This is a genomic window from Acidimicrobiales bacterium, assembly GCA_036378675.1.
GTDB lineage: Bacteria > Actinomycetota > Acidimicrobiia > Acidimicrobiales > Palsa-688 > DASUWA01.
In genome coordinates, this window is sequence record DASUWA010000017.1 from 33,114 (window position 1) to 54,838 (window position 21,725).

Genomic DNA, 21,725 nt, shown 5'->3' on the forward strand with positions numbered 1-21,725 from the left:
TCGAAAGTGACGTTCGCGGACGGGCGTACACGGAACCATGATGGTACCGATATGACTGCGCGCGCCGAACTGAGTTCCGTGTCGACCAGGCTCGAGGAGCTGGTCAAGAGGGTTACCGACATCGCCGACGGGCTCGCCGGCCAAGAGCGGGACTCGCTCGGCCCGGACCTCTACGAGGTCGAGCGGGCCCTGCGCGCGGCCGATCGGCGGCTGCGGCGGGTCATCGACGCCGAGCGCTAGCGAGAACCGTCGACGACGGGCAGAAGTCGTTCAGAACGCAGTCGGGGCACCTGGGCCGGCGGGCGATGCAGACCCGCCTCCCGTGGAGGATCAGGCGCAGCCCGAAAGCGCCCCACTCCTCCGGAGGCAGCATCGCGGTGACGTCCGACTCGATCTTCACAGGGTCGGTGGACTCGGTCAGGCCTATGAGCCGGGTGAGCCGGGTGACGTGGGTATCGACCGCGAGGCCCGGCTTGCCGAAGGCGACGCTCAGTATCACGTTGGCGGTCTTGCGCCCGACACCGGGGAGGGTGTCGAGGTCGTCCATGTCATCCGGTACCCGACCCCCGAAGCGTTCCTCCAACGCCTTGCTCAGCCCGATGATGCTTCGTGCCTTGGACCGGAAGAACCCCGTCGAGTGGATGAGCTTCTCGACATCCTCGGGGTCGGCGGCGGCGAGGTCAGCCGGCTCGGGATAGCGAGCGAACAGGGCGGGGGTGGCCTTGTTCACGTTCTCGTCGGTCGTTTGCGCCGACAGCACTGTTGCCACCACAAGTTGGAACGGCGTCTCGAAGTCAAGAGCGCACAGGTCCTTGGCCGTCCCGGGATATTCGACGGCAAGCCGCTTTGCGGTCTCGCGCGCTCTTCCTTTGGGGGTACGGGGGAGTCCCATCGGGTCACAGGGTACGTGGTGTTCGGGACGTTCCTCCGCGAGCTACCCGGGCGGCCAATTGCCCGCAGGCGGCGTCGATGTCGGTGCCGCGGTTTCGCCGAACCGTTGCGTTGACCCCTGCGTTTTCTAGCGACGAACGGAAGCGCTTGACCGCTCGTGGGTCGCTTCCCCTCACCGGATAGCCGGGTGTGGGGTTGAGGGGGATCAGGTTGACGTGGGCGCCGAGGGGCGTCGCCAACTCTGCGAGCTCGGCTGCGTCGGATGGCCGGTCGTTGACCCCGGCGATCAGCGCCCATTCGAAGCTCAGCCGGCGGCCCTTCGCTGTCACGTACTGGCGGCACACCTCCATGAGGGCGCTTAGCGGATAGCGACGGTTCAGGGGAACGAGCTTGTTGCGCAACGCGTCGTTGGCGGCATGCAGGGAGACCGCGAGGTTGACAGGCAGGTCCTCGCCCGCCATCCGGCGTATACCGGGCACAACCCCGACGGTCGACAAAGTCAGGTGACGGGCGGATAGACCGAGGTCGTCGTGGATCCGGCGGATGGCGGACCAGACGTTGTCGTAATTGGCCATCGGCTCGCCCATGCCCATGAAGACGACGTTCGACACGCGCGACTTCGCAGCTTCACGCCGCGCAGCGACGACCTGCTCGACGATCTCGCCGGCGCTTAGATGCCGGCTGAATCCGGCCTGCCCGGTAGCGCAGAACGAACAGCGCATCGCGCAGCCAGCCTGGCTGGAAATGCACACCGTTGCGCGGTCCGGATAGTGCATAAGTACCGTTTCGATCTGGGCACCGTCGTGGAGTTCCCACAGCCACTTGACGGTCTGCCCCTTGTCCGATCTCGACTCGGCGACAAGTCGCAGACCCGACGGAAGCTCCTCTTCGAGACGGATGCGGAGCGAGCCCGGAAGGTTGGTCATCTCCGCCGGACATCGGGACTCGGCGTGCAGGCCGCGCCAGACCTGCTCGACCCGATAACCGGGTTGATCCGAGAGGACCTCGGCGAGGTCGTCCCGCGTGAGGTCGTACCGCCCGGTCGCGAGCTTCATCTACTACCGGGCTTCATCAGGCGGGAGCGATGTCACCGACGAAGGCCTGGTCGAGGTGGTTGACCACGAACTCCAGATCCACGTAGAGCTTCACTGCCTTGGCGTTGTTGGCGTCCACGTAAAGCATCCCGTTTTGCAGCCCCCGGCCGTACAGGTAATCGAGCCCCGCTATCACCAGGCGACGGCCCAGGCCCGGAGTCGGCTCCGCCGCTTCGGGGTCGACAGCGATCACATATATCTCGCCGAGCGGCGGGTCGGTCTCGGCGTGAATCTTGGTCCAGCAGAACCCGTCCACACGGCCGGAGCCGTCCTCGTGAAGCAGGAAGCCGCCGGGATCGAACCACGGCTCGGCCTCTCGCTGCTTTAGCGTCTCAAGCTCCCAACCGCCTTGCTCCGGGTGCCAGTGGAAGGCTCGGTTGTTCACTTCGAGCCATGCTTGTTCGTCGAATCCGACGCGAAACGGCCGGGTAGCGAGCGGGGGCCCGTCCGGCCTCAGCTCGTCCTCGATGGGAAGCGGGCGGCGCATCTGGTAGAGCACCCGCCCAGGTTTGAGCCCGATCGTCGCCGCGAGCGCTGCCTGCTGCGGCGTTGGCTGGTTGACCCACAGGTGCACGTGACCCCCGCCTTCCGAGGCGATGATGCCCGCGGCGCACTGCAGGAGATCACGCGCGATCGTGCTTCCAGGGACTCGGTGGTGGGGGTCCACCACGTATTCGAGAGCCCAGCTTTCGGGCCCGCCCGACACCTGCGCGTATCCGACCGGGTGGTCGTGCCCTTCCTCCAGAGCGACGAGGCCGGCGAAACCTTCCCGGCCGCCATGCACCAGGTCGAGCCACGCGTGCTCGTCGAGAGCCGCATGGGCATCCGCGGCGGCCGCTGCGTCGAGCAAACCCTTGACCGCTGCCGCGTCGCCGGCGCCCATCTGGCGCTTGACCTCTATCCGGTGCACGGCCCGAAGGCTATGCCAGTTTCGCCCGGACGGGGCCCCAACCCCGTCCTCCTCCGGAACGCGGGGACCCCAACCCCACGCCCGGCCGTGAACCCGCACCCGCGATGCCGCCGACGGCTGTAAGACTGGCTCCATGCCTGCCAACCGCTGGCTCGACAGAACCCAACCGCAGACGCTGATGATGGCGACGCTCCTGATGTACATAAACGCGGGCCTGGCCATCATCGACGGCGCAGTGCTGTTCCCCATCGGAGCAGCGCTGGTGGCCGGGCAGATCGCGTCTGGGTGGGGCATAGCCAACGAGAAGAAATGGGGCTATTGGTTGGGCGTCGGACTGGTCGCCCTGCAGCTGGCGTTCATCGTCCTGTATTTGTCCTTCGCGGCTGTCCTGAACCTCCTCTTCTACGGGGCGCTTCTCGCGCTGCTCTTGCACCCCCAGAGCCGCAGCTACCGGAAAATCTGGTTCCACTGACGCAACCGTGTGCGGCTCGTACGCCGGTGTGCCGCTAGCGCGACCCCAGAGATAGCCTCGGGCTCATGACAACCAAGATCGACGGGATCGCCGGGCTCGAGAAGCTGGTCGGTGAGCACCTCGGCTACAGCGAGTGGCACGAGATCACCCAGGAGCAGGTCAACCTGTTCGCCGACGCGACGGGAGACCACCAATGGATCCACGTCGACGTCGAGCGCGCCAAGGCCGGGCCGTTCGGAGGGCCGATCGCCCACGGGTACCTGACGTTGTCCCTCGCGCCGACCCTCCTGACCGAGATCATGCATGTCGACGGCATAGCTATGGGAATCAACTACGGGCTCAACAAGCTCCGGTTCCCGTCTCCCGTCCCGGTCGGCTCAAAGTTGCGAGCGGGGGCGAAACTCGCGTCGGTCGAGCAGGTGAGCGGCGGGGTTCAGGTGACCCTTGAAGCGACGTTCGAGATCGAGGGGGGCAGCAAGCCGGTCTGCGTGGCGGAGATCCTCTTCCGCTACTACGCATGATTAGTAGGGCGTGATCAGTGGGCGCTCTGCATGGCGCCGAACTTCCGGAGGGGGAGGCCAAAGCGCGCGCCGTGCGCGACATGTTCGACACGATCGCGCCACGCTACGACCTGGTGAACCGGATCATCACGTTCGGTCTGGACCGGAGGTGGCGAAAGGCTGCGGTCGAGTCGTTGTCCTTGCCGGCCGGGTCTCGGGTGCTCGACGTCGCGTGCGGCACGGGTGACTTGTGCATAGAGCTCTCGTCGCGCGCCCACCAGGCCGTCGGCATAGACCTGTCGATCGGGATGATCTCCCATGCTCGAACCGCTGCGCCGCTTGTCCAGACCGACGCGCTCGAGATGCCGTTCCCTTCAGCATCATTCGACGGAGCGGTCAGCGGGTTCGCGCTGCGCAACTTCGTCGCCCTCGACGCCCTATTCAATGAGCTCGCTCGGGTCGTCCGGCCGGGCGGGCGGATCTCGCTGCTCGACGTCGAGACGCCCGCCAACCCGGTCTTGCGTGCGGGACACGCCGTTTACTTCGGCCACGTCGTTCCGCGCGTCGGATCGCTGCTGTCGGATCGCGACGCTTACCGGTACCTGCCGAGGTCGGTTGCCTACCTACCGCCGGCGGAGACAACGCTCTCACTTCTTCTACAAGCGGGCTTCGCCGACGCTCGGCGGAGGCTGCTCAGCGGGGGCATAACCCAGCTCATCACCGCAACCCGGTCCCCCACCGGAGGAGTCCCGTGACAACAACAACCACATCCGTCGAAGGCACATCCCTCAAGGCCAGAACGGTCAGGATCGATGGTCGCCTCCCCAACCTCATAGACGAGGCCGGCGAGACCGGGTTTCTGTGGCGCGACGGCGCCGGAGGAATCGCCGGCAACGGGGTGGCGATGCGCATCGATCTTCCGCAGGGCCTGGCCGACCTCGAGGCCGTGCGAGAGGCCATTCGCCTGCTCAACACCATCGACGTCGAGGACGCGGTGGGGCTGCCGGGCTGTGGCGCCGTCGCGATCGGAGCCCTCCCATTCGATCGCTCTGCCCCGGCGCATCTCATCGTTCCGCGCCGGGTCGTTGGACGCTCCGGTTCCGAAGCGTGGGCCACGACCATCGAGCCCGGGTCGGGCGATACCGCTCCGAAGACGGCGGAAGGATCACCGCCCGATCAGTTCACCCTGACCTCCTCGATGCCCCACGCGGACTGGCAGGCCGTCGTTACCGGAGCGCTGGACGCGATCAAGCGGGGCGAGCTCCGCAAGGTCGTCCTCGCCCGTCGAGTTGAGATCACCTCGAACCGACCGTTCGTGGTCACCGACGTGCTGTCGAGGCTGGAGGCTCTTTACCCGTCCTGCATGGTGTTCTCGGTGAACGGATTCATCGGAGCAAGCCCCGAGCTGCTGATCCGCCGGCACGGTCTTACCGTCGAGAGCCATCCGCTCGCGGGGACGGTCGCCCGAAGCGGAGACAGCAAGTCGGACGAGGCGTTGGTTGCCGGTCTAATGGCCTCGGAAAAGGCACGCCATGAGCACCAGGTCGTCGTGGACGCGCTCCAGGAGATCCTCGAGGAGGTGTGCTCCGAGATCGAGGTCCCCTCCCAACCGTCGGTTATGGGTCTGCGGAACGTGTCGCACCTCGCGACCCACATCACCGGGCAACTTGTCGCCGGCGGCGCGGCCGGCGGTCCCCCGTCAGCTCTGGAGCTGGCAGCAAGGGTGCACCCGACGCCGGCCGTCGGAGGCGATCCAACCGGTGCGGCGTTGGATTACCTCAGGCAGGTCGAGGGTTTCGACCGGGGCTTCTACGCCGGTCCGGTCGGCTGGGTGGACGCACGAGGCGACGGGGCTTTCGCCGTGGGTATCCGCTGCGCCGAAGTCAACGGGGCCCGGGCGCGGATCTACGCCGGCAACGGCGTCGTGGAAGGCTCCGATCCCGCCGACGAGCTCGTCGAAACTCAGCTCAAGCTGCAAGCGCTGCTGGCCGCCCTGGTCCGACCCTAAGCCAACCGGGCCGGCGCGTCAGACCAGGCCGGCGGCTGCCTTGCCAACGGCGGCGTTCAACCGTTCGTGGGCGACGACGTTGTCAGCCCGATCCGAACGCACGATGGCAACCCGGACACCGGGCTTTCCGGCTCCCGCGATCAGATCGTCCAAGCCCGATCGCGAATCGATCCCTTGCGCAGCGACCCCGTAGCCGGCGGCGATCGACAAGAGGTCTGCGTCCTGCGGTGTCCCCCAGTACCTCTCGTAAGTCTCCGCGGGCAGCGCCGAAGCCTGCGGAAGGAACGAGAAGATCCCACCTCCGTTGTTGTCGACCACGAGGACCGTCAACGAGATGTCGCGATTGTTGAGCCCGAGAAGCGCGCCCGCGTCGTGGAGGAAAGCCAGGTCGCCCAAGAGCGCGATCGCGGGCACACCACTCAACGCAACTCCAATCGCGGTCGACAGGACACCGTCGATCCCGTTCGCGCCACGGTTAGAAAGAACCTCGCAATCGAACGACGGAGGGCCGAACCACTCGACGTCTCGCACGGGCATCGAGGACGACACCATCACCCGTGTGCCGGCGGGCGCGCCTGCAAGCAGGGCCCGTGCGACACCCGGCTCGCTCATCTCAAAGTCTCCACCCGGTCCGAGAAGCCGATCGAAGGCCTGTTGGGCCGCACGCTCGGCATCGGCCCATCCGGAGAACCACGAGCTCGATTTCGGCCCATCTTGCCCTGCCGCGACTTCCGCGAGCAGTTCGCCGGCGCCGCCTGCGACCACGTGCGATGACCTGCGTTCGGGATCCGACCACCGACCCCACGGATCGACCAGCACCTGAGGAATGTCCGGCGGCAAAGAACCAAGCCACTGCGAAAGAACCTTCGATGCCCAAGGAGAGCCCGCGCGAACCACGATTTCGGGCGTCCAACCGTGACCGATGGCGGGAACTCGCAGCAGCGCATCGGCGGCTGCCACAACGGGTTCAGGGCCGGCACGGCAACCCGATCGTGGGTCGGCGAACACCGGCCAGCCGACCGCGCCCGCCGCCCGAACCAGCCCGGACCCGCCGGCGCCGGCGCCCCAGCCTGCCACCACCAAACCCCGTCGCCCCGAATACCGCTCGAGCAGATCGACCACCTCGCGGGGAGCCGAACCGGTCAGCGAACGAGTGACTTTGTGCCAAGGCTCGCGGGACGTTCTTCCCGGCGGCACCCCGATCGAGCCGGCATCACCCAGAAGCGGCTCTCGAAACGCGAGGTTGACGTGCACCGGTCCGGCCGGTCCGCCGGAACCTGTCGCCTCGACGACGATTCGCGACCCGAGCGAACGCCACGTCGCGACCGATCCAAGATCCGGAACTCCGGGGGATACAGCCCATCTGACCGCCCGGGAGAACAACGATTCCTGTTCAACGGTCTGCGGCGCGCCCACGTCATGCAGTTCCGGTGGGCGATCCGATGTCGCCGCGATGAGAGGAACGTACGAGTGGTAGGCCTCGACGACAGCAGGGTGCAGTTCAACCGACGCAGTGCCCGACGTGGTCGCGATTGCGACAGGTCTGCGAGTCGACAACGCCAGCCCCAGCGCAGTGAAACCCGCCGAACGCTCGTCGAGCACGACGTGGACACGCACCGCCGGGTCGGCGTCCAAGGCCAACACCAGCGGGGTGGAACGCGATCCCGGGGCTACGACCGCGTCGGTCAAGCCCCCCCGGACCCACTCGTCGACGAGTACCGCGCAAAACGCAGCCTGGACGTCTCCCTGAGAAGTGGCGGCCGGCTGATTCATGCGAGGATCATCGCGTGCTTCGTACCGAGGCCACAGGCGAAGGATCCCCGGTGGTGCTCCTTCACGGGTTCACCCAGTCGGGAGCAGCCTGGGCGCCGATCACCCGAAAGCTGGCGGATAGTCATCGGGTTGTCACCATCGACGCGCCCGGTCACGGCGGCTCGGCCAACGTGCGAGCCGGGCTTTCCGATGGGGCTGACTTGATGGCCGCCGCCAACCCCTCGCCGGCGGCATGGATCGGATATTCGATGGGCGGTCGTTTCGCGTTTCACGTCGCGCTGCGCCATCCCGAAGTCGTGACTCGGCTCATCGTCGTCTCTACGAACGCGGGCATCGAGAACCCGATCGAACGTGCGGACCGGCGTTCTGCTGACGATCGCATGGCCGGCCACATCGAGGAAATCGGAGTCGAGCGGTTCATCAAGGAATGGCTGTCGCAGCCGCTCTTCGCGAGCCTCCCGACCGAAGCCGCAGCGCTCGAGTCGCGGTTGGGGTCGACGGCAGAGGGGCTCGCATCCAGCTTGCGACTCGCCGGCGCCGGGCGACAGGAGCCTGTCTGGCATCTACTTCCGTCTTTGTCCATGCCTGTTCTCGTCGTAGCGGGAGAATACGATTCGAAGTACGTCGCCATCGCAACGCGTCTGGTCGACTCGATCGGCTCGAATGCCCGGCTTTGTGTAATCGACGGGGCCGGCCACGCGTGCCACCTCGAGCGGCCGGACGCATTCCTCGGCGCGGCTCTGCCGTTCCTCGCCGGCGGCTGAGACATCACCCGGCCGGGGCCCCAACCCCGGCCTCCTCCGCAACGTGGGGACCCCCAACCCCACGGCGGACGTGACCCGGTCAAGTGGCGATGCCCACCGCCAGCAGCCCCCCGAACACGAGCTGCAGCCGCGCGGTGTCGACCAGCACTGCGACGAGCCCTCGCCCGCTTTCCCCGCCGAGCACGCGGAGGACCGGCGATACCGCGAGCGGCGCGGCGAACAGGGTGAGAAGTGCCCACGGTCTGGTTACGGCGACTTCGCACGCGAACGCAAAGGGAACGACGACCGAAGCGCAGTAGAGCCAGCGGGTGCGGGTGGGCCCGAGGCGGACGGCGAGAGTTTGTTTTCCGGAGGCGGCGTCGGTCGGGATGTCCCGGAGGTTGTTGACTACGAGCAGCGCGACCGCAAGCAACCCGACCGGAACCGACGCGGCCACCGCCAAACCGGTCAGCTGCTCGAGCTGGACGTAAGCGGTTCCCGCGGTCGCCACCAGCCCGAAGAAGACGAAAACGAAGACCTCCCCCAAGCCCACGTATCCATACGGCCGGGGACCACCGGTGTAGAGCCAGCCGGCGAGAATGGATGCTGCTCCCACGGCCAGGAGCCACCAGCCTGCGGCGGCAGCGAGAGCCAGGCCCGAGCCGCCTGCAACGGCGAAGGCGAGGACCGCCGCTCGCCTGACTTCTGCGGGTTCGGCAAGACCGGAGGCGACCAAGCGAACCGGTCCGACCCTCGCATCATCGGTGCCCCGGATTCCGTCGCTGTAGTCGTTGGCGTAGTTGGTCCCGACCTGGATGGCAACCGCCACCACAAGAGCTGCCGCCGCCCTCCACCAGATCACGTCACCCTGCGCCGCCGTCACCGCGGTGCCAACGGCGACGGGAACCGCCGACGCCGGCAGAGTTCGGGGCCGGGCGCCGGCGAGCCATGGATGCCTCGGACGGGTCGCCCCGCCGGCGGGTGTTGTCATCTGCGGGCCACACTAATCAAGGCCGTCGAAAAACAGACAGCTGGGAACCACGCCGCGCTCGCGTCCCTTGCTCGGCAGGCAATTCTGCGACGCTGTTGGCCGTGCCCGATCTCGTAGCGATCGACCTACCCGGCGGTCCCGAGTTCGTAGACGTCCTCCTCAAAGTCTGGGATCGGGGTGACGCGGTCCTGCCGCTGGATCAACGTCTGTCGCGTGACGCCAAGCGGCGCGTCATCGAGACGCTCAAGCCGGGATTGATCGTCGACCGCGGCGGTGAGCAGCGCTTGACCGCCGGTGTGCCTGTCGAAGCGGGTGACGGGTTGGTTGTCGCGTCCAGCGGAACGACCGGTGAACCGAAGGGCGTGGTGCTCACGATGGCCGCAGTGGAGGCATCCGCCCACGCGACCAGCGCGCGCCTCGGCGTCGATCCCGAAAGGCATCGATGGCTCGCGTGCCTGCCGCTCAATCACGTGGGCGGTCTGTCCGTTCTCACGCGGAGCCTTTTGACCGGAACTCCGTGCACGGTCCTGCCCGGTTTCGAGCCGGACGAAGTGGTGCGCCACGCCGGCCGCGACGTGTTCGTGTCCCTTGTCGCGACCGCGCTTCGGCGAGTGGCTGCGGACCGGTTTCACACGGTCGTGCTCGGCGGCTCGGCGCCGCCGTCAGTAGTGCCGGCGAACGTGGTGACCACTTACGGGATGACTGAAACCGGCAGCGGGGTGGTCTACGACGGGGTTCCTCTCGACGGCGTGGAAGTCTCGCTGGAGAGGGGGGCGCCGGAGAGTGGGGCGCCACAGGACGGTGCGCCCGAGATCCGGCTGCGCTGCCCGATGCTGCTGCGTTGTTATCGCGACGGGTCAGTCCCCGTCGACTCGAACGGATGGTTCTCGACCGGCGACTCAGGCTGGATCGGGCCGGACGGTCGCCTGAACGTCGAAGGGCGCCTGTCGGAACTGATCATCTCCGGGGGCGAGAACGTCTGGCCGGCTCCGGTCGAGGCCGCGCTCCGCTCTCATGTTGGCGTCTCGGAGGTGGCCGTCGCCGGCCTACCGGATCCGGAATGGGGCCAAAGGGTGGTCGCGTGGGTGGTTCCTTCAGATCCTGCGCACCCGCCGGTGCTTGACGAGCTACGCGCCATAGTTGCGGAGTCCGTTGCGCCGTTCGCAGCCCCGAAGCAATTGGTGCTGGTCGATTCGTTGCCGAAGACGTCGATCGGAAAGGTCCGCCGAGACCTTCTCGACAGCTTGACGGGACATAGGCCGTAGCGTGCCGGCATGGCAGCGGATTCCACCATGCAATACCGGCGGCTAGGCCGCTCCGGTCTCAAGGTCAGCGTCTTCTCGTTCGGCTCCTGGGTCACCTTCGGTCCGCAGCTCGCCGGCCGGGGAGCCTCGGACGCGCTGGCCGCGGCTTACGACGCGGGCGTGAACTTCTTCGACAACGCAGAGGCCTACGCGCACGGAGAATCCGAGCGGATCATGGGCGAAGCGATCGTCGAGCTGGGATGGCCTCGTCACAGCTTCGTGGTCTCTACCAAGGTGTTCTGGGGTCTGCACGACAACCCCAACATGCGGAACACGCTCAACCGCAAGTACCTCATGCAGGCGATCGAGGGAAGCCTGGAGCGCTTCGGCTTGGACTTCGTCGACCTTCTGTTCTGCCACCGCAACGACCCACAGACGCCGATCGAAGAGACAGTGTGGGCGATGAGCGACATCGTGTCGAGCGGTCGCGCTCTTTATTGGGGTACATCCGAATGGCCCGCCGACGAGATCCGCGCGGCGTGGGAGATCGCCGAACGCCACCATTTGCACAAGCCGGTGATGGAGCAGCCCCAGTACAACCTCTTCAACCGCCGCCGGGTCGAGCGCGACTACGCCCGGCTCTACCAGGACATCGGACTCGGCCTCACCACATGGAGCCCCCTCGCGTCGGGCTTGCTGACCGGGAAGTACCGCAACGGAATCCCGGAGGGCAGCAGGGCGAGCCTCCACGGCTACGAGTGGCTCCGCGATGCGGTCACCAGCGGCGCCGCGAACGAGGCGGTCGGCAAGCTCGAAACCATCGCGAACGAACTCGGTTGCACCGTGGGCCAACTGGCCCTGGCGTGGTGCGCCAGCAACCCGCACGTCTCGACGGTCATCACCGGGGCCAGCGGCGTGGAGCAAGTCCGCGAAAACATCGCCGCCCTCGACGTGCTCCCCCTCCTCACTCCGGATGTCCTCGCGAGGATCGACCAGGCCATAGGCCGCCTCGCCCGGTAACGGGATAGGGTTCACTGACAAGACGCTGAGCGCCGCTAGCCAACCACGGGGAGGACGCAGTGCAGACCGAAGCCGCCATCTGCTGGGGACAGCACACCGACTGGAACGTCGAGCCGATCGAACTCGACCCTCCGAAGGAAGGCGAGGTCCTCGTCAGGCTTGCCGCCTCGGGGATGTGCCACTCCGACGAGCATCTGGTTACCGGGGACCTCGGAGGGCTCTACCCGATCGTCGGCGGCCACGAAGGTGCCGGCGTCATCGAAGAGGTCGGCCCCGGCATATCGGACCTCGCGGTCGGCGACCACGTGGTGTTCGGGTTCATACCCGCTTGCGGCAAGTGCCCTTCCTGCGCCCGTGGACGCTCCAACCTCTGCGATAACGGCTCCAAACTCCTGTCCGGCATGCAGCTCGACGGGACCTCCCGCGTGCACGCCCGGGGCCAGGACATCAGCGTCATGGTGTGCCTAGGCACCTTCAGCAAGTACACCGTCGTCAACCAGATGTCGTGCGTGAAGATCCTGCCGGATCTCCCGCTCGACCTGGCGGCGCTCACCGGTTGCGGCGTGACAACCGGATGGGGGTCGGCCGTTTACGCGGCCGACGTGCAGCCGGGCGACAACGTAGCCGTCATCGGCGTAGGCGGGATCGGCGCCGCAGCGATCCAGGGGGCACGTCTCGCCGGCGCCGAACGGATCTTCGCGATCGACGTCGTCCCTGGCAAGGAGGCGCCCGCGCGGCGGTTCGGGGCCACCCACTTCTACAACTCGGTCGAAGAGGCCGTGCCGGCGATCGCAGAGGAGACGTGGGGCCGCCTGGCCGACAAGGTCATCTGCGCCATGGGCGTCGGCCGGGGAAGCATGATCGGCACGATCATGTCCATGACCGCCAAGCACGGCCGGGTCGTCGTCACCAACATCCACCCGATGGCCGAGATGGAGGTCACCCTCAACCTCTGCGACCTGACCCTGATGGAAAAGCAGATCGTCGGCACCATCTTCGGGTCGGCGAACATCCGCTACGACATCCCCCACCTCCTCCACCTCTACAGGCTGGGCCAGCTCGACTTGGAGGGAATGGTCACCAACAGGTACAAGCTCGGGGACATCAACCAGGGGTACCAGGACATGCGGGACGGAAAGAACATCCGCGGCCTCCTGGTTTACGACTGATCCATCCGGAAAAATGTCCCCGCGCCTCGAGCAATACACCCGCGACGGGCTCACCTTCGACGTAACAGACGTCGGGCCCGGGGAGGGCCGGGTGGTCATCGCGCTGCACGGTTTTCCCGAGGACCGGCACTGCTGGGACGCGATCGGCAACAACCTCGCCGGAGCCGGCTACCGAATGCTGGCGCCGGACCAGCGCGGCTACTCGCCGCGCGCGAGACCAACCGGCCGACGGGCCTACGCGCTCCCTGAGCTGGATGCGGACATCCTTGCCCTCGCCGACGCGGCGGGTGTGCAGGCCTTCGACGTCCTCGGCCACGACTGGGGAGGGGCGCCGGCCTGGGACCTCGCCGGGCGCCACCCCGACCGAGTCCGGACAGTCACGGTTCTCTCGACCCCACACCCCCGCGCTTTCCAGGCCTCGATCCTGCGCAGCTCGCAGCTGCTCCACTCGTGGTACATGGCCTTCTTCCAGATCCCCGCGCTACCGGAAGCCGGATTCCGGTTCGGTGGGGGCAAGCGCATGGAGGCGTCGCTCCTGCGCTCTGGCCTGGACGCGCAGAGCGCGGCACGTTACTCGACCCGATTCGTGGAGCCCGGCGCGATGACCGGGCCGGTGAACTGGTACCGCGCCCTGCCTTTCGGCTCCCGAGACCCGACCCCGGTGGTGCGGGTGCCGGCGATGTACGTCTGGAGCGACGGCGACCGTTTCCTGACCAGGAAGGCCGCGGAGCTCACCGCCAAATACGTGAGCGGCAGCTACCGCTTCGAGGTGCTCGCCGGCGAGTCGCACTGGCTGCCGAGCGCGGCCCCGGGCGAAGTCTCCCGCCTGCTGCTCGAGTTCCTGGCCGAGCACACGACGTAGCGTCGGGGTTCGCTGCGCGCCGGCGGTTCTAGGCGGTGGCGATGTTGGTGCGCATGTGGCCGGTCGCAAGGGCAAACAGCTCCTTGGCGTGGCGGCGGCCGTAGAGGAAGGAGAACGTCAGCCCGGTCCCGGTCCACATCCACCCGGACATCTGGTGCAGCAGCAGGAACCAGCGAATGTTCTGGGTGAGCAGCAGCACAGCCGAGGTGCTCGCCGATCCGAGGTAGACGATGCCCCAAACGCAGGAGAGGTGCCGGACGAGCCGCTGATGCTTCTCGTGGGTGAGGTGGTCGCCGAGAGAGGGCACGAAGTCGCGTGCCAGGCTGACCAGGAGCGGCCGGCCCATGAGGAACGTCACGACGAAGAGCGCTCCCATCCCGATGGTCTCGGCAATGGGAACCGCGAAGTAGGTGAAGGTCGACTGATGGACCACCCAGGTGACGCAGCGGACTGTGAGAGTGAAGGCGGTGATCATGAGCAGGCCGGACATCCGCCTGCTGGTGAGGAGCTGCCTGCCGAGCATCAGGTAGGCCCACGCGAGGGAGGCAATGATGCCCGCCTTCATACCTGCGGCCGCCGATATCGAATAGAAGAGGAACAGCGGGATGATCGTCGCGACGAGCAGGGCCGGGAGCGCTCCCGCCACGAGCCGGAGCACCTTCCGAGGAGTCACAGATAGGTTCTTCCCGCGCGCGGCCATTTCTCCTTCAAGAAAATCGACATTGGCTAGAAGATCCGCCTCTCTGTCGTCGGTGCGTGTGAACCCGGCATCAGCGGAGTCGGGTCCGCCCCGGACGTCAGAGAGCGTAGTGGGCATGATTCCGTCTCGGTACGCGGTTCACTGCTCTGTAGGACAACCTTCACCCAACGGAAACAACTCACGGTCTCCGGGCGACTCAGAGTGGTTGCACAGGTTGGATCCGGTGGCGTTGTTCTGTCCTATTTGTGCGGATCGACCACCATCCACTGCCCCGCCTCGCGGGCCTCGATCTGGCCGCTGATCTCGCCGGCTGCGGCGTGGGATCCATGGACGTCACTGTCGTACAACAGACGGTTCAGATAGACCCGGGCGGGAGTCTTGGTGGGCCTGCCGTTTCCGGCCAGGCGTTTGGCGACGATTGGAACCGCGATGAGGGCACCGGCGGTCGCGCCGGATCTGCCGCGGGTGCGATACAGGGCGGGAGGCAGGCATGCGACGGCGGCGAAGCTCGACAAACCGGTCTCCCCCACCAGCCGCCCGACGCCTAGACCGGCCCCGATGAGAGCCGAACCCTCGGGCGCGATGGCGAGCAGGGCTCCCATTGCCACGGAGAGACCCCGCCCGCCGGAGAAGCGCAGGAACGGCGACCAGTTGTGACCGGTGACGGCCGCCCCCGCGCCGGCGGCGCGCAGCACCGGCCGGGTCTTTCCGGCCAGGACCGGGGCGGCGGCTCCTTTGGCGAGCTCCAGGCAACCCGCAACGGCGAGAGGGGCAAAGCCCGCCACCTTGTAGAGCCCCGTACCGGAGACGGTGCCGTTGCCCACGTCTCGAAGGTCCACGCCACGAAGCGCCTTGCTTGCGAGGTTGGCGACGGGAACCGATCCGAGCAGGTAGGAGAGCACGAGGACCCGCCACGACGAACGGGCGCACCGTGTCACCGAGACGCTGAGCCCCATATGACACCCGCCAGATCTGCGTCGACCGTCGCGCACTGGTTGCGCGGGGGTCCGGTGACCGTGCGAGCGAAGTACGAGTCGGGAAGGGTGGGCACCTGCCAAGAAGATGCCGCCCAGCTGACCGCCGATGCAAGCGTGCTCATCAGGTGATCGCCCGCGACCGGCAGGTGGGCGAGCAGGCGGCCGACGGTTCGGTCCAGGGACGCCCGCTGGAGCATGCCGCCGTGGAAGAACGGCACCACGATCGTGCGGAAGGACGGGCGGAGGTGCGGGGGCACCCCGACCGCATCGGCCAGGGACAGCAGCCCGACCTGCCTCACTCCGGGCACCGGGCAGGAGTCCAGCCGGCGGACGAGCGGCCCGTCGGCGACGATCGAACGAAGGAAATGGTTCTGAGGGGAAAGGTCGATCGGCGCCGACGACTGGAAGGCATTCCCGAGCGCGGCCATTCCCCACTCGCCGGCTTGACCCCAGCCGTCGGACCCGCCGGCGGGGTAGGAGACGGCGACCGACGACAGAAGCGGGCTGAGCAGGATCGCCGTCGAAACAGGTGCCAGAGGCGTCGAGTGCAGGTACGCCTCGGCGAGGATCGCGCCCTCGCTTTCGGCGACCAGGCTGACCGGCCGCCGATCGGTTTGAGCCACCGAAGCGACCTGTGAGGCGAGAAGCCGGACAAGGGTCTTCAACGGCTTCACCGTGTCTTTGCTGGTGTAGGGCAACGCCTGCCCGGCCGGTGAGACTCCGCGGTAGGAGAAGTGCGTCTCGCTCCAGGCACCGGGAACCGGATGGTCTTTGACGCCGGTCCAGTTCGAGCCGTACCCGTCGACGATGAGCACCGGTGGACCCGCGTCGAAGGCGATTGCATGGGCTTCCTGCAACCTGGTCGACTGCACCTCGGTCTGTCGCGCCTGGGTGAACCCGACGAGCGTCCCTGCGACCACACCCCCAACCAGCCCGGCCAGAGCCACCGGCACCACCGGCCGGATCCGGTCGGCGTGAGCGGGCAGGACGACGGCTCGGACGGTGCCGTGCCAAGCCCATGCGTTGAACAACCCGCCGAGCGCAGCGATCCCCAACGCCGCTTCCGGCACCGAGGACATAGCCGAGATCAGGACTCCGGCGACCGTCGCCACGAGAAAGCTGAGGAGCGCCCACCCGACAGCACGAATCGGAAGGGCCCTTCGCCACCACCCGGTTCTTACCGCGACCGGCTGCACGATCATGGAGACGAAGACTGCGGCCGGGACGGCGGCGATAAAGAGCCATGAGACCGGGACGACCGCGGATGCGAACAGCACGGCCACGCTCGGCCAGAGAAATACCGACAGGAGGGCCGATGCACCAGCCCCCCGGCCCCACAAACGCAGCCAGGACGGGAGAGCCGGGACATGTGTGTCGCCTGACCTCGGGTCGCCTGCGGATGGCCAGGCCCACCGAACGCAAGCGGCCATCAGCAAGGCCCTCAAGCCGAGTACGCCGGCTATCTCCGCCGGGGACCACCACGAGTTGCTGTAGACGCTCAGCCAGCGAAGGTCATGGAACACCCCGAACGGGCCGATCGAACTCGCTTGTGGGGCGAGGCTGAGATCGGCGCTCGGCGCAAGTGCCAGGACGAGAACAGCTTCGAGGAGGTTGGCTCCGACGCAAACCGTGAGCAGCCGCCATTTGCGAAGCACCGACGGCGCTGCGTCAGGAGTTTCCACCGTCCAAGAGCTTCCCCGATTCCGGCTCCCACCACCACGCCAAACCGTCGATGTCGTTGCCCGTGTGGGCGACCATTGCCGGCCCGAAACGACTGATCATCGAGGTAGCCGGCGTCGCCACATCTGTGACCGCTCGAAGGATCTCTTCCGCGCGGGCGCGGTCACCACCGTGCATCGCCACCAGGTGAAGCTTGTGATCGGGAACCGCCGACCGGCGCCAGGTTTCCATCATCAGTGACAGGGCACCGCCCTTCGACAGGCCCGGCCTCAACAACCTGATCGAACCGTTGCGGAGCTCGAAGACCGGACGGACCCCGACACTGTTGCCGAGCGACGCGAGGCGCCGGGGCAGGCGACCGCTTCGCGCAAGTTGGGTCAGGTCCCCGACCTCGGAGACGAGCCTGACCCTCCGGCTCACCTCTCCTGCATGTTTGGCCAGAGCATCGATACCGAGTCCGGTTCTCGCCGCAGCCGCGGTCGAGAGCACCACCAAGGCCTGGGCTCCGGCGGCGGCTTGGGTATCAACGACCTCGACCATTTTTTCCGTCTGGGAAGCTGCCAGCCGCGCGGCGTCGGCGGAACTCGAGAAGCGGCTGCCCACGGTGAGGATGACCACCCCCTCCCCGTCATCGGCATCCTCGATCGCCTTCATGAACGACCCGGGCGGGGGGCTTGCCGTTCGGGCTCTGCCGGAGCTGAGCAGGTCGGACATCTCCGACTCGGTCAGGGCGGTCTCTTCGACCGAACCACCTTCCGCCTCCAACAGGAGCGGCACCAGGTGAATGTGCTCGGCATCAACGATGCCGGGTTCGAGGGCCGACGCGCTGTCGGTGACGATCCCGACCATCAGGCCGATCCGCTCTCTGTCCCAGGCACCGGAGCCATGCGAACGGGTCTCCTTCCTTTCGCGGCGTTCTGAGGCTTTTGCTTCAACCGAACGTGGATGCGTCGGATTCCACGAAACGCCTGAAAACTACCCAACGCCGCCGGCATTTCCCGGGATCGTTGGCCCGCGATCGTTGATCGGTAGTTTGGAGCGGTGACGACTGCTAACCGCCTGGCGCAAGAGACCAGCCCGTATCTGCGACAGCACGCCGGCAACCCGGTCGAGTGGTACCCGTGGGGCGACGACGCCTTCTCCGCGGCGAGGCAGCGGGACGTTCCGATCCTGCTCTCGGTGGGTTACAGCGCGTGCCACTGGTGCCACGTCATGGCCCACGAATCGTTCGAAAACGAGTCGGTCGCCGCCCAGATGAACGCCGGCTTCGTCTCCGTCAAGGTCGACCGCGAGGAACGACCCGACGTCGATGCCGTCTACATGGAAGCGGTGCAGGCGATCAGCGGAGGGGGCGGGTGGCCGATGACTGTTTTCCTAACGCCCGACGGGCGCCCGTTCCACGGCGGCACCTACTACCCGCCGGCACAGTTCACCTCCCTGCTGGCCCAGATCGGCGAGGTCTGGGCGCGGAAGAGGCCCGAGGTCGAGATCGCGGCGGACCAGCTGGCGTCGGCGATCAGGTCGGGTACCGGGATTCCTAGCCCAAGATGGGCGCCGGGGGAAGATCGGAGCGCCGGAAGTACGCCAGCACTTCTCGAAGTCACGGGCGACGCGCTTCTCGCCAGGTTCGACCCTGAGTGGGGAGGCTTCGGGCGGGCGCCGAAGTTCCCCCAGCCGGCAATGCTCGAGACGCTCCTGCGGGCGGCTTCGAAGGCTGGGCGCGGGGATCTTTTGTCGGCGCTTGTCACCACCCTCGACGCGATGGCAGCAGGCGGCATCTACGACCATCTGGGCGGTGGGTTCGCGCGCTACTCGACGGACCGCGAATGGCTGGTCCCCCACTTCGAGAAGATGCTGTACGACAACGCGCTTCTCGCAAGGGTGTACCTGCACGGGTGGCAGCAGACCGGGTTCGACCGGTACCGGCAGGTCGTGACAGAGACCCTCGATTACTTGCTGCGCGCACCGGTCCGGCTGCCGGGAGCAGGGTTCGCTTCAGCCGAGGATGCAGACAGCGAGGGGGAAGAGGGACGGTTCTACGTGTGGGACGAGACCGAGGTCCTCGATGTCGCAGGACCCGCGGTCGCCGAGTGGTACGGCGTTACGCCAAGAGGGAACTGGGAGGGCAAGAACATCCTCCGCCGCCCGCTCGGCGCTGCTTTGGCAAGGCCGGAGGAGATCGAGACTGGCCGGGTTGGCCTGTTCGAGCGGCGGGAGACCCGAGTCCGTCCGGGACTGGACGACAAGGTCCTGACCGAGTGGAACGCGATGGCGATCGCAGCTCTTGCCGAGGCCGGGGCCGCGCTCGGCGAGTCGAGGTGGGTGGGGGCGGCGGAGGAGGTGGGTCGTTTTCTGCTCGACCAGCTTCGCCGGCCGGACGGCCGGTGGCTCCGCAGCTGGCAATCCGGCTCCGCCAAGCACCTGGCTTACGCGAGCGACCACGCCTGGGTTGTCGAGGCGTTCGTCCGCCTGTACGAAGCGACCGGCGATCCCGGCTGGCTGGAGCCGGCTTCGAGGACAGCCGGATCTCTCATCGAGCTGTTCTGGGACGACGAGGCGAGGGCGTTCGGGACCACCGGGCGCGACGCCGAGGCGCTGATCGCCAGACCGATCGACACCCAGGACGGCGCGCTGCCGTCGGCGAACTCGGTGGCCGCCAGCAGCTTGATACGGCTGTCCGCGCTCACCGGAGAGGAAAAATTTCGACAGCACGCCGAGGCGGTGATCGATGCGATGGACCCGGCCCTGGCTGCGATCCCGGTGGCCTTCACCGCCATGGTCGACGCGGCAGAGACAGCGCGAACAGGTATCACGGAAATCGTGGTGACGGGCGACCGCCCTGACCTGCTGAAAGTCTGCCGTTCCACCTATCTTCCGGCCGCGGTGATCGCCTGGGGAAAGCCGTTCGCGAGCCCGCTCTGGGAGGGCCGGGACGGGCCTGATATCGGAGGCATGGCGTTCGTCTGCCGGGACTACACGTGCAAGGCGCCCGTGCGGGAAGCCGGCGAACTCGCGGCTCAACTCGCCGGCTGAGGAGCTAGAGTTTCTGGGATCCTCTACCGGGATCTATGGCTGTGCGATTCCCGCTACGGGGATCCACCTTTCGGGGCCCTCAACACGCCACTATGAGTACCCGTGTCGACTAGCACCGCTCCGGATTTCCATCCTGTTGTCAAGGATCTGCCGCGCGTCGCCGTCGCGCCCGGCGTGACGCTTGAGCTGCTGGTCCTCGCCGCCGACGGTCACCACTGCGCCGGCGTCGACCTGGCCTCCGGCGCCCTCGTGCGAGCATGGTCGCCGGCGCCGGCGGAGGAGCCTCTCGCCCCGTACGACGTGGTAGCGGTCACCCTCGACGTCAACACCGACGCAGTTCCGGACCCCTCCGAGCCGGAGGCCCTCGTGCTCGAGGCGCCGCCGACCCCGCTGCGCCACATCAGGGGCCGGAAGGCCGAGCGGCTTCTGAGGCCGCTGCTGCACCCCAAGGCCCAGCCCCTCCTCGGGATCTCCGCCCCCGCGGTTCCGTTCTGGGAGCGCCGGCCCGACCACCCCTCGATCGCCCTGGTGGAGCCCGAGGGACAGGTCAGCCTCTGGCGCGACGGCACCTACCTGGGATGCCGGTTCCGCTGGCAGGGCCACGAGCGGGAGCTGCCCTGCCTCGATCGCCGGATCGCCACCCACATGGACCGGGCGCGGATGACCCGCATGCTCGCCGGGCGCGGTGACCGGCTGGTCGTCTCCCTCACCCCGCCCATCGACGGGACCTGCCACAAGGTGGTCGAGGCGGTTCTCCCCCGGCCGTAGTCGTAAAGGCTTGAGGGTTGACGGTTTCGGATCTAGGGCGGGCGCGGCGATGCAGCTGCGTCAGTTTTCTCGAAGGGGACTGAGGCAGGTGCTTCGGCGCAACCCGGCCTCGGGCTTTACGGTGAGTACTTGTTGGCGAGATCCTCGGCCATCGCCCAACCGAAGGCGATGAGCACGTCCCGGCGCTCGGAGTCGATGGGGTCCAGGAACGCCGCAACGTCGGCGGGGATCGACTCGGGCTTGGTGGAGGCGAAGTCGAAAACGCCGACCGGGTTGCCGTCCCCCGTCACGATGAAGGTGCGGTCGTCGATGCGGCCCTCGGCACCAAAACGCTTCGCCAAGCGCCGGCTCCACGCCCGCTCCTCACCGGTCGGTTTGTGGCCGGGACGGGGGCAGATGTCCTCGAGACCCTTGAACGCCGCGAACGCGCCGGCGTCGCCGAACCGGGTCCCGATCAGGACGTCCTCGTCGGGGAACGCGAGGACCGCCCGCCGGAACTGGGCTCCGATGATCGCCTTGAGCACCTGATCCCGCTTCGAGGTCCTCTTCACCGACGCGAGCCCCCAGAGCAGGCAGGGCGTCCCGCCAATGCGCTCAAGGGTGCAGAAAGAGAAGCCGACCAGCTTGTCGGCGTCACGCACCTGGCTGATCAGAACCCAGGCTTCCGGCTGCTTCGAAAGCAGGCCGATGTCGAAACCAGCGGGTCCGTCCGTAACGATGTCGGCCATCTCGGCAAGTTCGGCGTCAGACAGTGCGGTGCAGTCCTTCGTTTCGACAGCGAGCGTCATACCGCGGTAACTCTCCTCACCACTTTTCGGCTGTGCATCCCGCTTCCGAGGGCGGGCTGCCTAGACGACATTTTACGCCCTTCCCGACCGTCTCGGCCAACG

22 protein-coding genes are annotated in these 21,725 nt (G+C 67.3%); 12 read left to right on the forward strand and 10 right to left on the reverse strand.

Annotation, left to right across the window (positions count from 1 at the left end):
* Positions 1 to 51: 51 nt before the first annotated feature.
* Entirely contained in the window at positions 52 to 240 is a 189-nt protein-coding gene (locus VFZ97_06965) for a hypothetical protein (GenBank protein HEX6393165.1), read from the forward strand.
* Here VFZ97_06965 and nth read toward each other — a convergent pair.
* The 3 genes from nth to mshD are packed head-to-tail and all read right to left on the reverse strand — an operon-like array spanning position 221 to position 2,895.
* Positions 221 to 892 (reverse strand): endonuclease III, encoded by a 672-nt coding sequence (gene nth, locus VFZ97_06970; GenBank protein HEX6393166.1) that lies wholly within the window; start codon positions 890 to 892, stop codon positions 221 to 223. The two genes, VFZ97_06965 and nth, sit on opposite strands and share 20 nt — an antisense overlap.
* 4 nt (positions 893 to 896) lie before the next feature.
* Entirely contained in the window at positions 897 to 1,946 is a 1,050-nt protein-coding gene (gene rlmN / locus VFZ97_06975) for a 23S rRNA (adenine(2503)-C(2))-methyltransferase RlmN (GenBank protein ID HEX6393167.1), read from the reverse strand.
* Positions 1,947 to 1,962: 16 nt separating this feature from the next.
* Positions 1,963 to 2,895, reverse strand: coding sequence for a mycothiol synthase (mshD, locus tag VFZ97_06980; GenBank protein HEX6393168.1), 933 nt, complete (start codon positions 2,893 to 2,895; stop codon positions 1,963 to 1,965).
* A 133-nt stretch (positions 2,896 to 3,028) separates the two neighbouring features.
* Between mshD and VFZ97_06985 the strand changes: the two genes are divergently transcribed.
* The 4 genes from VFZ97_06985 to VFZ97_07000 all read left to right on the forward strand — a co-directional run bounded on the left by VFZ97_06985 (position 3,029) and on the right by VFZ97_07000 (position 5,875).
* Positions 3,029 to 3,367 carry a hypothetical protein gene (locus tag VFZ97_06985; protein ID HEX6393169.1) on the forward strand — a complete coding sequence of 113 codons (339 nt, stop codon included), beginning with the start codon at positions 3,029 to 3,031 and terminating at the stop codon, positions 3,365 to 3,367.
* Positions 3,368 to 3,432: 65 nt separating this feature from the next.
* The gene (locus tag VFZ97_06990) at positions 3,433 to 3,888 is read left to right on the forward strand and encodes a MaoC family dehydratase (protein HEX6393170.1); all 456 of its coding nucleotides are present in this window, start codon (positions 3,433 to 3,435) and stop codon (positions 3,886 to 3,888) included.
* A 17-nt stretch (positions 3,889 to 3,905) separates the two neighbouring features.
* Complete coding sequence (locus VFZ97_06995) at positions 3,906 to 4,622, forward strand: ubiquinone/menaquinone biosynthesis methyltransferase (GenBank protein ID HEX6393171.1); 717 nt, start codon at positions 3,906 to 3,908, stop codon at positions 4,620 to 4,622.
* Positions 4,619 to 5,875 carry an isochorismate synthase gene (locus tag VFZ97_07000; protein ID HEX6393172.1) on the forward strand — a complete coding sequence of 419 codons (1,257 nt, stop codon included), beginning with the start codon at positions 4,619 to 4,621 and terminating at the stop codon, positions 5,873 to 5,875. Before VFZ97_06995 ends, VFZ97_07000 begins: the two co-directional genes overlap by 4 nt.
* 18 nt (positions 5,876 to 5,893) lie before the next feature.
* On the opposite strand, the gene menD is transcribed toward VFZ97_07000, so the two are convergent.
* Positions 5,894 to 7,648 (reverse strand): 2-succinyl-5-enolpyruvyl-6-hydroxy-3-cyclohexene-1-carboxylic-acid synthase, encoded by a 1,755-nt coding sequence (menD, locus tag VFZ97_07005; GenBank protein HEX6393173.1) that lies wholly within the window; start codon positions 7,646 to 7,648, stop codon positions 5,894 to 5,896.
* Between the two features lie 14 nt (positions 7,649 to 7,662).
* Here menD and VFZ97_07010 point away from each other — a divergent pair, with 14 nt between their 5' ends.
* Positions 7,663 to 8,412, forward strand: a complete 750-nt coding sequence (locus VFZ97_07010; protein HEX6393174.1) for an alpha/beta fold hydrolase — start codon at positions 7,663 to 7,665, stop codon at positions 8,410 to 8,412.
* Between the two features lie 79 nt (positions 8,413 to 8,491).
* Here VFZ97_07010 and VFZ97_07015 read toward each other — a convergent pair whose 3' ends face one another.
* The gene (locus VFZ97_07015) at positions 8,492 to 9,382 is read right to left on the reverse strand and encodes a 1,4-dihydroxy-2-naphthoate polyprenyltransferase (protein HEX6393175.1); all 891 of its coding nucleotides are present in this window, start codon (positions 9,380 to 9,382) and stop codon (positions 8,492 to 8,494) included.
* Positions 9,383 to 9,483: 101 nt separating this feature from the next.
* Here VFZ97_07015 and VFZ97_07020 point away from each other — a divergent pair, with 101 nt between their 5' ends.
* The 4 genes from VFZ97_07020 to VFZ97_07035 are packed head-to-tail and all read left to right on the forward strand — an operon-like array spanning position 9,484 to position 13,677.
* The gene (locus VFZ97_07020; GenBank protein ID HEX6393176.1) at positions 9,484 to 10,647 is read left to right on the forward strand and encodes an AMP-binding protein; all 1,164 of its coding nucleotides are present in this window, start codon (positions 9,484 to 9,486) and stop codon (positions 10,645 to 10,647) included.
* A 9-nt stretch (positions 10,648 to 10,656) separates the two neighbouring features.
* Positions 10,657 to 11,646: an aldo/keto reductase gene (locus VFZ97_07025; protein ID HEX6393177.1), complete on the forward strand. Its 990-nt coding sequence runs from the start codon at positions 10,657 to 10,659 to the stop codon at positions 11,644 to 11,646.
* Positions 11,647 to 11,705: 59 nt separating this feature from the next.
* A complete protein-coding gene (locus tag VFZ97_07030; protein HEX6393178.1) occupies positions 11,706 to 12,815 on the forward strand; it encodes an NDMA-dependent alcohol dehydrogenase in 1,110 nt (369 codons plus the stop codon).
* A gap of 13 nt (positions 12,816 to 12,828) precedes the next feature.
* Entirely contained in the window at positions 12,829 to 13,677 is an 849-nt protein-coding gene (locus tag VFZ97_07035) for an alpha/beta fold hydrolase (GenBank protein ID HEX6393179.1), read from the forward strand.
* Between the two features lie 28 nt (positions 13,678 to 13,705).
* Here the strand turns inward: VFZ97_07035 and VFZ97_07040 are convergent, their stop codons facing one another.
* The 4 genes from VFZ97_07040 to VFZ97_07055 form a co-directional block, all read right to left on the reverse strand.
* Positions 13,706 to 14,494, reverse strand: a complete 789-nt coding sequence (locus VFZ97_07040) for a VC0807 family protein (GenBank protein HEX6393180.1) — start codon at positions 14,492 to 14,494, stop codon at positions 13,706 to 13,708.
* Positions 14,495 to 14,616: 122 nt separating this feature from the next.
* Entirely contained in the window at positions 14,617 to 15,333 is a 717-nt protein-coding gene (locus VFZ97_07045; GenBank protein ID HEX6393181.1) for a glycerol-3-phosphate acyltransferase, read from the reverse strand.
* A complete protein-coding gene (locus VFZ97_07050; GenBank protein ID HEX6393182.1) occupies positions 15,312 to 17,036 on the reverse strand; it encodes a hypothetical protein in 1,725 nt (574 codons plus the stop codon). The genes VFZ97_07045 and VFZ97_07050 overlap by 22 nt, the downstream gene beginning before the upstream one ends.
* Positions 17,023 to 17,883: a DegV family protein gene (locus tag VFZ97_07055; protein HEX6393183.1), complete on the reverse strand. Its 861-nt coding sequence runs from the start codon at positions 17,881 to 17,883 to the stop codon at positions 17,023 to 17,025. Before VFZ97_07055 ends, VFZ97_07050 begins: the two co-directional genes overlap by 14 nt.
* 192 nt (positions 17,884 to 18,075) lie before the next feature.
* Here VFZ97_07055 and VFZ97_07060 point away from each other — a divergent pair, with 192 nt between their 5' ends.
* Together VFZ97_07060 and VFZ97_07065 are read left to right on the forward strand one after the other, a co-directional pair.
* A complete protein-coding gene (locus VFZ97_07060) occupies positions 18,076 to 20,067 on the forward strand; it encodes a thioredoxin domain-containing protein (protein HEX6393184.1) in 1,992 nt (663 codons plus the stop codon).
* Positions 20,068 to 20,169: 102 nt separating this feature from the next.
* Positions 20,170 to 20,835: a hypothetical protein gene (locus VFZ97_07065; GenBank protein HEX6393185.1), complete on the forward strand. Its 666-nt coding sequence runs from the start codon at positions 20,170 to 20,172 to the stop codon at positions 20,833 to 20,835.
* A 116-nt stretch (positions 20,836 to 20,951) separates the two neighbouring features.
* Here the strand turns inward: VFZ97_07065 and VFZ97_07070 are convergent, their stop codons facing one another.
* On the reverse strand, positions 20,952 to 21,623 hold the full coding sequence (locus VFZ97_07070) for a hypothetical protein (protein ID HEX6393186.1): 672 nt from the start codon (positions 21,621 to 21,623) through the stop codon (positions 20,952 to 20,954).
* Positions 21,624 to 21,725 lie beyond the last annotated feature (102 nt).